The sequence below is a fragment of the Clostridium sp. AF28-12 genome (genome assembly GCF_003435225.1).
Lineage (GTDB): Bacteria > Bacillota > Clostridia > Lachnospirales > Lachnospiraceae > Pilosibacter > Pilosibacter fragilis.
In genome coordinates this window covers 29,599-43,894 of sequence record NZ_QWGJ01000005.1, presented here as the reverse complement: position 1 = coordinate 43,894, position 14,296 = coordinate 29,599, and the positions used below count along the sequence as shown (strand labels likewise).

Sequence of the window (14,296 nt, the reverse complement as noted above, 5' to 3'; positions counted from 1 at the left end):
TGTGTGGGCGCATGAGCCGAATTGTTGATGAACCCTACTTTACATATAGTGCCTACAGCGCCCTCGCCACCGGCATCCAGGTGAAATGCCCCAAGTGCCACGGCGCAGGTGTGGTGACAGCGGATGATGACAACGCCTATTTCCGATGCCTGAGCTGCGGTCATCAGGAAATCTGTGACTGGACGATTTACCGCTATGATGTTCATAACCAATGCAAAAACTGCGGCAGGTACTACCGAGTGGATATTGAAGATACAGCAAAACAGCACTTTTCCGTTCTCCATGTGGCCTGTCCCTATTGCGGGGCAATCATGTCGGGAGAAGTCCATAAAACAGCGGAGGCTTTCTCCTACATTGCTGATATTCAGAACGGACGAGAACCCTATTTTGGCCTGGAACTTTGGTTTTTGACCTCCTTCCAGGGTAAGCCAGTCTGGGCCCTCAACCGGGAGCACCTTGCCTATCTGATCGACTATCTCAGTGCCGATTTGCGGGAAAAGCCGCCGGGAAGAGCGAAAAAGACCCAGGCCGATCATCTTCCAACCTTTATGAAAACCGCAAAGAATCGGGAGCGGATCGTGAAGCTGCTGAAGAAAATGTAGGAGAAATGAGAATGGAACAGAAAGTAATTTACAACGGCCAAATTCTTACTCTGACTCACTTTTGGGCAACGGGAGAGCCTTGCCTGTGGATCACCGACCCACAGCAGATCGGGATGCCTAAAATGGAGTTTGTGGGAGGCCACCCGGACGAATACTGCATTTTCCTGAAAAATCTGACAGAAACAGAACTGTCACAGATCACATCTCTGGACGGTGCTCCACTGGATTTGAAAGAAGAACTAAGCGACATCGAATGAGGAGAACACTATGAAAGACCTTTGCCAATACGGAAACCGGCCAGAGGACGAATGGGAAATCTTGCCCTGGATACCTGATCTGCGCCCGCCCTTCAAAATTTGGGTGAAACCAGAGCAGATCGCGCCATTCTTTCTCATTCCCCACCACCCCTATGCGATCTCCCTTCTGCTAAAGATCAGCGACGGATTCCGGACAGAGGAATTCCGACGACTGGGACTGATCGGCAGCAGCAAGGACTGGGAACAGCTTGTCCGGGGCGTGATCCAGGAGTTCGAGGAAAGTAACAGCGGCGTGGATCTGTTTCACTTCGACTCCGACGAGGATGTGTTCTGCGTGTACTCCCAGTACATCGACGATTTGATGCTGCTGTCCAAAATGATCCGGGCGGCCTGTGATGATGTAAAAGCGATGCGGACTTATCTGGGTATAGGTGAGGTGGAACATGAGAAATAAGGAGCAGGAGTTTGCATGGCGAAAAGTAATAGAAGCCTGCATGGAGGATGTGAAAAATCACTTCGCTGACATCCAGCAGGCCATTGAGTTTGGTTGGTACATCCAGCCGGACAACTACTTTGTGTCCTACATCTTTGCCACCGACTCGCAATTAGAGACGGCGCGGCGGAGCGGCCTGACGGAACAGATCAATTCCTATCACAGAGAGCAGCTGATAAAGCGTCATTACCCCATTGAGGGAATCAAGGACTGCACCTTTGCCTCCCAGGAGGAATGTGACCGGGAATTTGGCGGGAATTGGTATTACTATTTCAAATGATACGATGAGGGTATCGAGATGATTGAATATATCAAGCTCTTTTGGGAGGACGCACCGGAGGGAGAACCATTGGTGATCCTCTATGAAGTGGATACAGGAAATGAGCGGCTGGCTCTCCGCTCCATTGACATCTTTGCGGATGGCCGCACCCGCAATATCCCTGCTCTTTACGAAGGCGCTATCGAGATCACGCCGATCCCCACCGTGGATGAACTGAACGCCCATGTCTGGGGCGAGGAATTCCACGCCTGCGTCATAGAGAAAGCGGAATTTGAGGCTATCTGGGAAAGCCGATTTTATAGCGGAGCGTTTTGAAAAGCGAGGAATGACAATGGTTGAGATCAATCGCGTCTGGATCAATGTGGATACAGACACCAACAAAATCATACTATTCGGCCGCCCCCGTGTATCCATCCGTGTGGATGAGTACATTTGGAGTTTGATCGAAGAACATATCGTGAAGCCCCATAAGCTCATGCGCAGCGAAAAGCATAGGTATCTGCTGAAAATTTCGTTTCACCGATTTGATCCGGTGCGGCACCGATATTATCCGCTTTCCCCGTACAACGGGCCGCTTCGGGAAGGCGTCAAGCCGGACAGCGCAAACGGATGGTATCCCCGTGAGGACTTTGCAGACGCTGAGGAACGCGCCACCTGGTTCTCTCCTGATAAAATCTGGACAAACTGCGGAAACAAGGTTCTGGATGTCAATATTGATGCCGCCAATGTGAGCGCGAGCATCACCACCAGAGAATATGCTGACCTGCTGTTCGATGGAATCGGGTCAGCATTGGTGTTTAATTTCAAAAGGCTCAAGCGCGAGGAGTTTGATGCGTTGAAATCCGAGATCGACTGGAGCGTGGTAGAGAGTTTTCCCTTTCCCGCACCCTTTGAAGATCAGCAATACATTGGAGATGAAGGCAAAATTCATGTGTATTCCTGGGATGGCAGACAGGAAACGACTCTTGTAGGCCCCTATTCCGTGCGGGAATTGTATCTGGAACATTTCGGAGAATAGTTAGGAGGAATCTGATGAAACAGACAGATATTTATACCGAGGCTCTGTCTTGCCTGCGCCTAATTTTGTTGGCTGATCACCCTGAATTTGAAAACTGGATCGACTGGCTGGAGCGGGATATTGAGGACTGGACCCAGCGGCGGGAGGTCGCCCACCACCTTCGGGCATACGGAGGCATGGGTTCCTTCAACGACCTACCCAGTATGCGTGGAAATCATGACTATATTTTCGGCTTTCTCAAGTCAGTGTGCTATGCCTTCGGCCACCTTTATGGCAAACGAGAAGGAGTTTCTCCGGAGGCGTTGATGGAGGAATGCGTTCGCGGCATGGAGCAGGAAGATTATTATTGCCGCAAGGAACTGAACCAAGCCATTGCCCAGCACTTGATGCAGGGCGATTTGCAGGAAAATTGGGATAAGCTGTAGGAGGATAAATGATGGTTCAAGCGTGGCGCAAGGTGGATTTTGGCACCGGAACGGTCACCTTTCTGGATGACACACAAAAAGAAGATATACTGCAAGTGGAATATCCAAACGGATTTTTGTTGGATATGGGCTGGTATCAGGACAGATATATCATTCTTGTCATTCGGGATTTTGATTGGGTGCATCCGGTCAAGCAGTATGAAACGGCAGATAGGGATCAACTTCCTGCGCTGTTGACAGAGGCGGTTCGCAGTGTAGAACGGGCATCTCAGAATGACAAAGTGGAGAAATGGTGCAAAGAATCGTGAGGTAAGCGTATGGCAAAGGACATCAGGGAGTGCCTGCTGGAGCAGGCAAGAAAATTTCATCAGTGGCAGGAAATCACTTATCCCGGAAAAACCACCGAGGAGATTGGCGGTGTGTGGGAGGTTGATTACCCTGCGTGGAATGATATATTTGATGCCTTTTGCCATGTGTTGACCCAAATGAATGTAGAAATGGCAGACAGCGTCCTGATGGATGAGATGGTCTATTTAATTGCCAGGGACAACGAAGCGGAGGGATTTATACAGGAAACCACTTCCCATCCCCAATGGTTTGAGTGCCTCTGCCGCAGGGCCTCAGCCTCCAATGAGAGTGAGGCCAAGTGGCAGTTTGCCGCCTATCTGCCGGAATGCTCATGTAGTCAGAAAGTCAGGGACATAATTCTGGATTTCGCAAAGGACCCCAATGAATATGTGAGCCGTCGGGCGCTTTTGGCGATGCCCGCTCTGCGTCCTGACTGTGTGGAACAGTTCGCTCCGCTGTTTTGGGAGCGCAACTGTTACTCTCCTGAGCTTCAGGAATACCAGCGGATCGCCGTTCTGGTCTCACTGGATGCCATCCATTCCGACCTGCTTCCACAATACTTGGAACGGGCCAAGCAGGATGGTCGGAGCTATCTGCTGGAACACGCAAAAAGGATTGAAGGAGGACTTTCCATGAACGAAAAACTATTTCGCACCCAATTCAATCAAATGGAAAACACCGAGAAGCAGGCGCTGATGGAAAGCCTGGCTGCTCGTTATGATATGACCTTTCTCGGTCTACATACCTTTGACCGTTGGGGCCAGAGCTGCACCACCGGCATCTTCGAGAAAGATGGCCGGGAGTTCGTCTTTGTCCCCGGAGATACCGTCACCCTGGGCTGGGAGCAGTTTGCCGTGGGACTGAATCAGGAGAGCCGGGAGGAATTGGACTATCTGTTCCAGGAGTGGGAGATGGAACCGCAGAACCCGGAGGAGATGATCCGGGAAAGCATGGCTCCCGTTCGGCAGGCGGCCATTGGCCCCATGCTGGTGGGCCGGGAGTTGGAGGAACTCTGCTGGGAGCCAGTCAAGATAGATGATTCCAGACTGACCGCCCATCCTGACTGGCTGAAGGAGTTCCGGGATTTTGCCTGGAGTGACAGCAGCAGTCTTACCTTGCATCAGTCGGCTCGCATAGAACGGACAGAAGATGGATTTCAGACCTGGATTTATAACCGCACAGACTACAATGCGCTTCTTGCCAGGCTGGAAAAGCAGGGGCTTTCGCTGCCCACGGTGGACGAGTGGGCCTACCTGTGTGGCGGCGGATGTCGGACCCTGTTCCCATGGGGAGATGGGTTAGACTACTCCATGCATCTGCACTGGTTTGAGGACATGGATGAGGATGAGAACCGGCCCTATGACATGGAGGAACCCAACTTCTTCGGCCTGTCCATCGCCTACGATCCCTATATGCGGGAAGTGGTGCAGGCTGATAGGCTTACCACCTGCGGCGGCGATGGCGGATGTAATATCTGCGGTGGGCTGGGCCCATTTCTCGGTTTCCTGCCCTGTTCGCCCCACTGTAAGCCGGAAGTGCAGGAGGACAATGAACTAAACGGAGATTATGACTTTTATCGGCCTATCATTCGGCTGGAGAACTATGATTGACAATAGAAGCTTGATACAAAATAAAGAAAGAGAGGTGCCGACATGGGAGCATGGGGCATAAAAGCATTAGAGCGTGACGAAGGGCTGGATGTACTGGACATCCTTAAAAATGAATATGTACCGGAGCATCCGGTAATGGATCTGGGCGAGATGATCGAACTGATGAAAGAGGAGGTCATGCTGGGATCTGACTTCTCACAAATCGACTTCCTCTTTGACAATACTGCGATGGCTCTGGCGGAGCTGTATTTCCAATGGAAGGATAACGGCAAGCTGGACTACGATCATGAAGAAGCTATATGGGATAAAGTTACCGGTTTCACAGCATCCAAAGAAGCCCTTGCCTTCCTGCTGTGTCAGCTCACCGACATCAAAAACGAAGTGCCGGACGAGGACGGCATCCGTGAGATTGTGGATCTTTGGAAGAACGAGGACAGCGGTGAGATCGCTCCTGCATGGTTGGAACACTTGAATCAGCTCATTGAGCGACTGGCTTCAGAACAGGAGGCACGACAAATGTATATCAAAAAATACTGGGGCAACTTTATTGGCGGTTCCGATGACAGTCTGAACCTTGTGGCATTTTTAGAGGATCAGAAAAAGGAGGAGATCCCCCTCAGCGAGATTTTCGCCAAGATCGGTCTGGACAAGCAGAACTGGGACTTCCGCCAGACTGTGGAGTATCTGGAGTTCACCCACTCCAATGGCGTGGAGATGGACTTCCACTTCGCCATTGATGTGGTCACCGACCTGGCCGCCATCCTGCTGGAGTGCAGCGTCAGCGGCAGTGTGAACCTCCACGATCTGGACGAGTGCAACACCCCCGCCCGCCGTATCCGCATCACCGCCACGTTGGAGGAACACGAGGCCATGGACAAGGTCCTGGCGGACTTTGTCCAAGATCCTCTGTCCTATGACATCAGTGAGATGATGGGCGAGGATGAGATCACGGATATGGCTTATCAGGTGGAGATGCTGCGGAAAGAGCTGTACGAAGTCTCCGGCCGTAACCGGAACTACCATGTAAAGGCGGAAGATGTGAAACGTCTGCTTCCCGACTGGGAAGGTGCCGATGGCTGCATCGCCACCAACCGCATCACGGTGGAGGGCTGCAAGGTTGGCTACTGCTACCGGGAGGAGCCGGACGGCGGCTGGGACAGCGGCTGGCGCTTCACCGCTGGTGACGAGAGCGAGGCGTACATGGACGACCCCAACAACGCAGGGACCTACAAGCTGAATACGATCTGCAACGACGATTCCGACATCATTCCGCTGCTGCATATGCCCGCTCCCTGCGCCTTTGAGCGGGATGAGAATGGCGTGTTCCAGCAGATCAAAGACTGGAAACCGGATGAGGACGAGGAGGAGCCTGATATGGATATTTTGAAGCAGTGCCAGAAGTGGCATGAGGAGAGCAAACACCAGAAGATCATTGACGCGCTGGAGGCCATCCCCGCCGAGGAGCGTACCCCGGAAATCGATATGGAGCTGGCGCGAGCCTACAACAACCTGGCGGACCCCAGCGAGCCGGAGGGAAGAAAGCTGCTTCACAGGGCACTGGAATTGATGAAGTCCCACGAGGAGGAACTGGGAGACACTAATTCCTGGAATTTCCGCATGGGGTATGCCTATTATTATCTGGATCAGGAGGGCCGCGCTCTGCGGTATTTTGAAAAAGCTCTGGAACTGCATCCCGGTGATGATCCTAAGCTCAACACCAGACAGGACATTGAGGAACTGATCGACTGGTGCGGGAAGGGCATTTCCCTGCCGCAGTTCTCGGAGTGCTTCCGAGAGCGGACAGAGAACTGGTGGGAAACCTTTGCCGAAATGGAAGCAGAATTGCGCCAGATGATGGACGAGGACAAGGATCACACCCGTGGTGCGGAGATCGTGGCCCAAATGCAGGAAACCCTGAATCTGGTTTTTGATGAAATTTCCTTCGAAATGGGCTTCAATGGCGAAAAGCATGAGCTGATTCTCACCCCGGAGGGGGACAAGGTCAAGCTGTTTGAGCTGGTCTACTTCCAGAAGCACGCCCCCAAAGAGGTGCTGGAGCACTGGAACATCCTGGTGGGCCGCCAGCCCATCCGAAACATCGGCCTGCGTACCGAGGATGGCTGGGACATCTCCGGGGAGGATGTGCAGATCTGGCTGGAGGAGCAGGGTGAAAACAGCTTCGCCATCTCCGCCTACTGCGAAAAGCTGCTGCCCATGCTCCGGGAGGAGGAAGGCCGGGCCTGGTGGATGCTCACCACCCTCACCGATCAGGTGCTGGGCGAGATCCCACACATGAGATACATAGACAACTTTGATGTGTTGGTGGAACCCAAGGCGGAGCCGTCCATTCTTATGTCCCAGCTTCCCGACGCTCTGAAGGAGCGGGGGCTGGAACTCTCCACCGATCCGGAAGCCTATCTGGAGAGCTACCTTGGCTACAAAATGGAACCCAACCAGGACCCGGACGCCGACTGGCGGCTGGATGTGATGGCCGGTTCCACCAACTGTGTGCCACTCATCAACGGCTATCTGAATGTCGACAATGACTTCATGGACGATCTCCACGCCGATGGCGCGGTGGCGGGCTTCTTCTGCTATCCCTTGGATACCCTGCGGGAGGAGGAAGGCAGTCAGAAGATCTTCGACTTCCGGGACAAGCTGGAGGAATTGTTCACCACCGGTGACGGACCGGAGGTTCTCACCCTTACCGGTGGGGCCACCGGCCTCTACTGCGGCTATGTGGACTTCATCGCCTGGGACATCCGAGAGGCACTGAACATGGCGAAAGAGTTCTTTGAAGGCACGGACATCCCATGGGCCATCTTCCACACCTTCCGCCGTGAAGCAGGTTCTGTGCCCCTAAAGCAACAAGATGATGGGCCAGAAACTGAGAATCAGGATGACGAGTTGGACGAGACGCTGACGGGCATGGACTATATTCCTTATACCCAACAAAACGCCGAAGCATTCTTCGCTCAGTTGGAGCAGTGGAACGATGAGGACGAGTACACCCGCTGTATTCAGGCATTGAATGCCATCCCGGAGGACTGGCGGAACTACCGCACCGCCTACGCCCTGGCGCGGGCACTGGAGAACTACGCCATCATCGGGAACCATGACGAGGGTACTTTGAAATCCAAGGGAGACAAAGCCCTCCTGAGGGCCATTGAGGTGCTGGAGTCTGTCCGGGAGGAAGGCCAGGACAAGTCAGAGTGGAATATGCGGATGGCCTACGGCTATCAGTATCTCTATGGGCAGGAGGAAAAGGCCATTCCCTACGCCCAGCGGTGGGCAGAGCTGGACCCGGAGGACGCAGATGCCCCGGCGGTGATTCAGGAGTGTAAGGAGGAGATCCGGAAACGCCAGCGCAGCCGGAACAAGAAGGCCAAATTCGTGCCCGGTGATACCCCCTTTGAGGATTTCGACCTCACCAACTTCTGGGATGATAATTGGTATGCACTGAAAGAATATATCAGTGAGCCGCCTTCCGATGAGCTGATCGCCAGTGTGGAGGAGGAGCTGGGCTACAAGCTGCCCGCCGCCTACATCTGGCTGATGAAGCAACACAACGGCGGCATTCCGGTGAATACCTGCTATCCCTGCGATGAGCCTACCTGTTGGGCAGAAGACCATGTGGCCATCACCGGCATTTTCGGCATCGGACGGGAAAAAAGCTACTCCCTCTGCGGGGAATTGGGCAGCCAGTTTATGATTGATGAGTGGGAGTATCCTGCCATCGGAGTGGCCATCTGCGACTGTCCCAGCGCCGGACACGATATGATCTTCCTGGACTACCGGGCTTGCGGCCCCCAGGGAGAGCCTGCGGTAGTCCATGTGGATCAGGAAAACGACTACAAGATTACCCATCTGGCAGACAGCTTTGAGGAATTTATCCGCGGACTGGAGCATGAATCCTTATATGATCTGGATGAAGATGTAGAGGATCTTAACGAAGATGATGACGCTGACGAGGAGGAAACTGACTGTAAAGGCTCCTTTGCCGGGTCTGTGCTCCTCTCCAAAGCAGAGTGGGACAAGGAGCAGTTGATCCGGGATCTGCGGGAAGAATGGGGCATCGTAGATGAGGAGCCGGATGATGGCGACGAAGATGATGAGAACAGTGATGACGCTGTGGTAATGCGGATCGGCAACATGATGCTGATTGCGACACTCTTCCACGGCCATATCCCCGACAATGAAGCGGAAATTAACGCTGAAAACAACTATATGTGGCCAGAAGCTATAGAAGCGGCCAAAGCGCACAAGGCCCATATCATGGTGGCTGTGTTGGGCGAGGAGGAAAAACTGCTGGAACGGGGTAAGCTGTTCACCAAGGCGCTGGCAGTGTGCTGCAAGCAGAAATACGCCACCGGCATATATACCAGCGGTGTGGTATTTGAGCCTCGTTTCTATGAGGGCCTTGCCGATATGATGAAAGAGGACGAACTACCCATCTTCAACTGGGTCTGGTTTGGCCTGTACCGGAGAGAGGGGGGCTTGAACGGCTACACCTACGGCATGGATGTGTTTGGCAAGGAAGAGATGGAGGTGCTAAACACCGACGCCGAGCCGGAGGAACTGCGGGACTTTTTGGCAAGCCTTGCCTCCTATGTGTTGGCGTGTGATGTGACGCTACAAGACGGCGAGACTATCGGTTTTTCTGCGGACGATAAGCACACCATCACCCGCAGCCCCGGTGTCTCTCTGCCAGAGGAACAGATGACCCTGAAGATTGGTTACGAGCCTATAAAGGGAGATCCGGAGGATGACAGCTGCGACCACTCAGACAATGATGACACGCAGGATGAGGAAGAATTCAGTAATCCCGAAGTCTACACTGAGGAGGAGATGGAGGCCGTCGAGGGGCACATCCAGCAGTATTTCGGTGAGATCAAGAATGTGTTCCACGAGCTGGTTTCTCCCGACATCCATGTGGACATCTGCATGGTGCCGCCCACTGAGGAGCGGGACTATTACACCCTGGTCACCATGGGTATGGGCGCTCACCGGATGAATGTGCCGGAGAAGCTGGCGGAATACAAGCTGGAGCGGGCGGAGTTGGCTATCGCCCTGCCTGCGGACTGGAAGCTGGATCAGGAGTCCATGAAAGACGAAAAGTGGTACTGGCCCATCCGCCTGCTGAAAGTGCTGGCTCGCCTGCCCATTGCCAGTGATACCTGGCTGGGCTTCGGCCATACCATGGACAATGAGGATGACTTTGCAAAAGATACAAAGCTGTGCGCCGCCATTCTGACCGGTCCCCAGGACACTGAAGATGGCAGCGAGGTCTGCATCCTGCCGAGCGGCGAGGAGGTCAACTTCTATCAGGTGCTTCCCCTCTACCGGGATGAATTGGAATATAAGATGGCCCATGACGCGGATGCCTTGCTGGACAAAATGGACGGCATCAGCTTTATGGTGGAGCCGGATCGCCAGGATGCCATCACCAGAGGCACCCTTTCTAACGATGATTTTGACGGCGAGATGGACGATGCCTCCTATCACCTTGAGAGCATTGAGGAGAAGGAACTGCCTATTGCCCCCATCAATGCCTACAACCACATGGCCATCTACTTGCGCTGGTGCATGGAGCACGACCTGATGGGCGAGGACTTCCTTAAAGAATACAGCGAAGTGGCCAAACAGGTCAAAGCCGACCCTGTCAGCGTGGATCTGCGGGAGTTTATCCGGGATGAGCTGGACGGCTGTCTGTTCTCTGTGCTATTCAATCAGCAAGGCCGTGCCTTTGCAGGCTACTACTACGGAGAGGGCGACAGTCCCTACTATCCTGCCGATGTTGACGACAACGCCCTCCGCTTCTTCGGCCCAGAGCGGTATCACTCCGATGAGTTCCAAGATGAAGCCTACCTGTTCATCTCCTTTGACGAGGACTACTATGAGGCTATGGCTCAAGTGATTGAGGAACGCTTCGCCAACTGGCAGGGACAGGACTTCGACGAGGATACGCTGGAGCCTTCCGAGGTGGCTCAGGCCATCATGGAGTATCTGGACTGCGAGTGTACCTATTTCCCATCCATGGCAGATGATGACCCCATCATGTCGGCATACAGCTACGCCCAGCGGCTGGGGGTACGGGAGGGCTTTGTTCCCGTGCTTATCCAGGCGGATGATGAAACGCTGTTGGAATGCCTGGTAATGAACGCCGACCCGGAGCATGATGCGGACTGCTATGAATTTGACCTCAAAACCGTGGAGGAGTACCGGAAGAAGATACTGACTGCCCCTGTAAAAGACGGCAAGGCGGTTCTGGAGGAATTGACCGGCCAGCGCAAGGAAGAAGCCGAGGATGACGATATGGACTGGGATGAGGAAGTCCTGGGCGAGATGGAGGGCGGAGAACCCAACGACCGCTTCGCAAACTATTGGAACGATGATACCGGAATGACATATCCGCTCATTCTGGCTAAAATTCCGGTAAAGAACCCCTGGGAGATATTCGCCTATCTGCCCTTTGGAAATTGGAATGAGTGTCCCGACACACCGGACCTGATGGCAGTGGCAAAATACTGGTTCGAGCAGCATGGTGCCATCCCTGCCGCCATGAGCCACGATGAATTGGAGTTTGAACTTTCAACTCCGATCTCCAAGGAAAGAGCTATGGAGGTGGCTGTGGAGCAATATGGCTTCTGCCCAGATCTGGATCAGAATGAGGATGGAAGCATTGGCTCCTTGGCAGATGTCTTGTGGCAATCCACCGTCTGGTATTTCTGGTGGGATTGATGGGAGGTTGTGACCATGAACGAATACCTAAAGCAATATATTGAACTACAAAAGCAGTTTCGGGAGACAGAAGGAAATCCAGACAGTGTCCGCGCTCTCTATACTTTTAAGGAGGAACTGGAGCAGAGTGAGGAGCAGCAGGCCAAGGAAGTGCTGGTGGATGTGTATGACCTCCTGGACTTTAAGAAGGACGCCTACGAACTGCTCTGCCAAATTGGAAATCGTTCCGACAAGAAGACCCTCAAGCGGCTGGGAGTCTTGAAGGACTATGCGGAAAACTGGGGCAATCATTACGCCATCCCCAAGCCCAAAACACCAGAGGAAAAGCAGAACGAGAAGGAGCGGCAGACCCGGCTGGGCCTACCCACCTTCCGGTATCATCCGAATCCGTTGGCAACCGGCGCTTTTGAGGAATCCGCAGACGGCGTTGTCTGTGACTGCTGCGGCAAGATGACCCATATTTTCTATACAAATCCGTTCTTTTCTGTGGAGGATATTGCATATCTGTGCCCAGAGTGCATCGCCAACGGCGAAGCGGCCCGGAAATATGATGGTAGTTTTCAAGATGATTTCTCTCTGGATGATGGTGTAGACGATCCGGAGAAGCTGGACGAGCTGATCCACCGCACTCCCGGCTATTCCGGCTGGCAGCAGGAATACTGGCGCGCTCACTGCGGCGACTATTGTGCCTTTTTGGGCTATGTGGGTGCCAGAGAACTGCGGGCGCTGGGCGTGCTGGAGGAGGTGCTGGACGACCCCATGTGGGACGATGAGCAGAAAGAAATGATTCGGGAATCCGTCAATGGCGGGCATCTGCAATGCTATCTGTTCCAGTGCCTCCACTGTGGAAAGCACCTGCTTTGGATGGATTTTGATTGAGGAGTTTTCAAAAGGTGGGATACAAGTGATGAACCCCAAAACACTGACCATTCAATTCAATGATGAACAACTGCCCATCCTTCCAGTGGAGCCGGAAGCCCACCTCTCCTTTGCCACTCATGCCGATGGAAATGAATTGGAATTAACGGGAAACCGGGCTGGGCTGCTCCTATTGGCGAAAGCCGCTCTGGGTATGGCAGAAACCATTCGTGAGGATGGATTTCACATCCATCTGGATGACCTGTATGGCATCAACGCCGAGGGAAAAAGCATCCTGATCCGAAAGGAGGAACAATCAAAACCATGATTGAAAAAACATTCCTCAACCCCGCCACAAATAAGCAGTGGCGGATTGAAATTGACGGACATACCATCCGAACCTGCTTGAATAGCGGGAAGGTCAAGGAGATTCTGTGCGACTCCGCCTTCCAGGTCAAGAGCAAGGCGGCCAGCGCCATGATGGGCCAGATGCGGAAAGGATTTGTCTATCAGAATCCGGACGCCGCCGTTGAAGAAGCGCGATGCCATCGGTTTGTCGGAAAGGATAGCAACGGTTTTATGCCCTTAGCTACCGCTCTCACACGGGATGACTTCTTCCTGACGAGGATGGCCGGAGATTTTGAGGACGAGATCCTTTATCACTTCGATGGCAACGGGGAGATTCTTGAAACGGTCTCTTTGGGTGCCAAGCGGATGACCTATGAGCAGGTTCTCTGCCCCAATGATACCCTGCTGCTGAACAACAGCTATCTTCTCCAGCAGTTCTCACTCCGCACCCATGAGGTCACGCCTTTTGCCAACAAGAAAAACAGAATGAAGACCATGCTGGATGCCAGCGGCGACCTGGCCCTGTGGTACACGGGCGAGGAGATCATCGTCTTTGACTTTGGCAGCAACACAGAGGTGTGGCGGGAAACGGTAAAATGCAAGAAGTCTAAGAATCCGAATTTTGCCTATTACTGCTTTGGGATGCTCTCTCCCCGGCAAAGCAAAGCGGCCTACCGTGTCACCGAGGGTGAGTATGTGCTGGTCGATCTGAAATCTGCCCAAAAAGTAGTGATTCCCAATGAGGGCTGGCATCCCTTCTTCTCCCCGGATGACCAGTGTTTCTCGGTGGGCGGTAAGTTCTATCTGACCCAGACCGGAGAGGAGATAGACAATCCTTTCCCGTTTTCTGTCCGGCAGGGGCTGAGTTTTTCAGACACCTGTATGGTGCGGACAAGGGGCAGCCTGATGGCTGTTCAGCAGGATCGTGGCAGTTCCCCCATAGAGCTGTGGGATATCGGCAGCGGCCAGCTGCTGGCCACTATTGATGACCCCTTTGTGGTGCGGCAGGTGAATTTTGCCTTTACTGGGAGCGGACTTGTTCTGCACACCGATTACGGGGCCATGAGCATCTATTCCTGCTCCCCAGACGGAGGATACCCCGGATTGCGCTCTGCTGGCGGGAGAGCTGGCGTCTAAACTGCTGGCAGCTCAGCGGGAGCAGAATCTCCAGGAACTGGCCGCCGAAATTGCCCCAGACTGGAACCTCCCCACCGAGGCGGTACAAAGCGGACTGGAAACGCTGCGTTCCCATCTGGAGCTGGTGCAGGGCGACGCTGCCCTGCTGTATGAAATGATATAGACAAAAAAGGAGAAAA

The 14,296-nt window shown here is 53.5% G+C and carries 13 protein-coding genes and 1 pseudogene; all 14 read left to right on the top strand.

Annotated elements, in window-relative coordinates:
* Positions 1–11 precede the first annotated feature (11 nt).
* Positions 12–602 (top strand): hypothetical protein, encoded by a 591-nt coding sequence (locus tag DWY93_RS05960; RefSeq protein WP_117471910.1) that lies wholly within the window; start codon positions 12–14, stop codon positions 600–602.
* An 11-nt stretch (positions 603–613) separates the two neighbouring features.
* Complete coding sequence (locus DWY93_RS05955) at positions 614–859, top strand: hypothetical protein (protein WP_181968291.1); 246 nt, start codon at positions 614–616, stop codon at positions 857–859.
* A gap of 10 nt (positions 860–869) precedes the next feature.
* On the top strand, positions 870–1,313 hold the full coding sequence (locus tag DWY93_RS05950) for an Imm51 family immunity protein (protein WP_117471906.1): 444 nt from the start codon (positions 870–872) through the stop codon (positions 1,311–1,313).
* Complete coding sequence (locus DWY93_RS05945; protein ID WP_117471904.1) at positions 1,303–1,632, top strand: hypothetical protein; 330 nt, start codon at positions 1,303–1,305, stop codon at positions 1,630–1,632. Before DWY93_RS05950 ends, DWY93_RS05945 begins: the two co-directional genes overlap by 11 nt.
* An 18-nt stretch (positions 1,633–1,650) precedes the next feature.
* Positions 1,651–1,947, top strand: a complete 297-nt coding sequence (locus tag DWY93_RS05940; RefSeq protein ID WP_117471902.1) for a hypothetical protein — start codon at positions 1,651–1,653, stop codon at positions 1,945–1,947.
* Positions 1,948–1,963: 16 nt separating this feature from the next.
* Positions 1,964–2,650: a hypothetical protein gene (locus DWY93_RS05935; RefSeq protein ID WP_242990539.1), complete on the top strand. Its 687-nt coding sequence runs from the start codon at positions 1,964–1,966 to the stop codon at positions 2,648–2,650.
* Positions 2,651–2,664: 14 nt separating this feature from the next.
* Positions 2,665–3,075, top strand: coding sequence for a hypothetical protein (locus DWY93_RS05930; protein ID WP_117471900.1), 411 nt, complete (start codon positions 2,665–2,667; stop codon positions 3,073–3,075).
* 8 nt (positions 3,076–3,083) lie between these two features.
* Positions 3,084–3,383, top strand: a complete 300-nt coding sequence (locus tag DWY93_RS05925) for a hypothetical protein (protein WP_242990538.1) — start codon at positions 3,084–3,086, stop codon at positions 3,381–3,383.
* Positions 3,384–3,392: 9 nt separating this feature from the next.
* On the top strand, positions 3,393–5,033 hold the full coding sequence (locus DWY93_RS17130) for a hypothetical protein (RefSeq protein ID WP_181968290.1): 1,641 nt from the start codon (positions 3,393–3,395) through the stop codon (positions 5,031–5,033).
* 42 nt (positions 5,034–5,075) lie between these two features.
* On the top strand, positions 5,076–11,774 hold the full coding sequence (locus DWY93_RS05915; protein ID WP_117471899.1) for a DUF2185 domain-containing protein: 6,699 nt from the start codon (positions 5,076–5,078) through the stop codon (positions 11,772–11,774).
* 15 nt (positions 11,775–11,789) lie between these two features.
* Positions 11,790–12,653, top strand: coding sequence for a CbrC family protein (locus DWY93_RS05910; RefSeq protein ID WP_117471898.1), 864 nt, complete (start codon positions 11,790–11,792; stop codon positions 12,651–12,653).
* A 28-nt stretch (positions 12,654–12,681) separates the two neighbouring features.
* A complete protein-coding gene (locus DWY93_RS05905; RefSeq protein ID WP_117472068.1) occupies positions 12,682–12,960 on the top strand; it encodes a hypothetical protein in 279 nt (92 codons plus the stop codon).
* Complete coding sequence (locus DWY93_RS05900) at positions 12,957–14,117, top strand: hypothetical protein (protein ID WP_117471897.1); 1,161 nt, start codon at positions 12,957–12,959, stop codon at positions 14,115–14,117. The genes DWY93_RS05905 and DWY93_RS05900 overlap by 4 nt, the downstream gene beginning before the upstream one ends.
* Positions 14,056–14,280 (top strand): annotated as a pseudogene (locus tag DWY93_RS17850) (hypothetical protein); the annotation flags it as partial. The gene DWY93_RS05900 and the pseudogene DWY93_RS17850, both read left to right, overlap by 62 nt.
* Positions 14,281–14,296 lie beyond the last annotated feature (16 nt).

Excerpts from the sequence above, each read along its gene's own strand:
- DWY93_RS05910 (WP_117471898.1), top strand. The coding sequence starts at position 11,790 with ATGAACGAATACCTAAAGCAATATATTGAACTACAAAAGCAGTTTCGG.
- DWY93_RS05945 (WP_117471904.1), top strand. The coding sequence starts at position 1,303 with ATGAGAAATAAGGAGCAGGAGTTTGCATGGCGAAAAGTAATAGAAGCC.
- DWY93_RS05955 (WP_181968291.1), top strand. The coding sequence starts at position 614 with ATGGAACAGAAAGTAATTTACAACGGCCAAATTCTTACTCTGACTCAC.
- DWY93_RS05930 (WP_117471900.1), top strand. The coding sequence starts at position 2,665 with ATGAAACAGACAGATATTTATACCGAGGCTCTGTCTTGCCTGCGCCTA.
- DWY93_RS05900 (WP_117471897.1), top strand. The coding sequence starts at position 12,957 with ATGATTGAAAAAACATTCCTCAACCCCGCCACAAATAAGCAGTGGCGG.
- DWY93_RS05935 (WP_242990539.1), top strand. The coding sequence starts at position 1,964 with ATGGTTGAGATCAATCGCGTCTGGATCAATGTGGATACAGACACCAAC.
- DWY93_RS05960 (WP_117471910.1), top strand. The coding sequence starts at position 12 with ATGAGCCGAATTGTTGATGAACCCTACTTTACATATAGTGCCTACAGC.
- DWY93_RS17130 (WP_181968290.1), top strand. The coding sequence starts at position 3,393 with ATGGCAAAGGACATCAGGGAGTGCCTGCTGGAGCAGGCAAGAAAATTT.
- DWY93_RS05950 (WP_117471906.1), top strand. The coding sequence starts at position 870 with ATGAAAGACCTTTGCCAATACGGAAACCGGCCAGAGGACGAATGGGAA.
- DWY93_RS05905 (WP_117472068.1), top strand. The coding sequence starts at position 12,682 with ATGAACCCCAAAACACTGACCATTCAATTCAATGATGAACAACTGCCC.
- DWY93_RS05915 (WP_117471899.1), top strand. The coding sequence starts at position 5,076 with ATGGGAGCATGGGGCATAAAAGCATTAGAGCGTGACGAAGGGCTGGAT.
- DWY93_RS05925 (WP_242990538.1), top strand. The coding sequence starts at position 3,084 with ATGATGGTTCAAGCGTGGCGCAAGGTGGATTTTGGCACCGGAACGGTC.
- DWY93_RS05940 (WP_117471902.1), top strand. The coding sequence starts at position 1,651 with ATGATTGAATATATCAAGCTCTTTTGGGAGGACGCACCGGAGGGAGAA.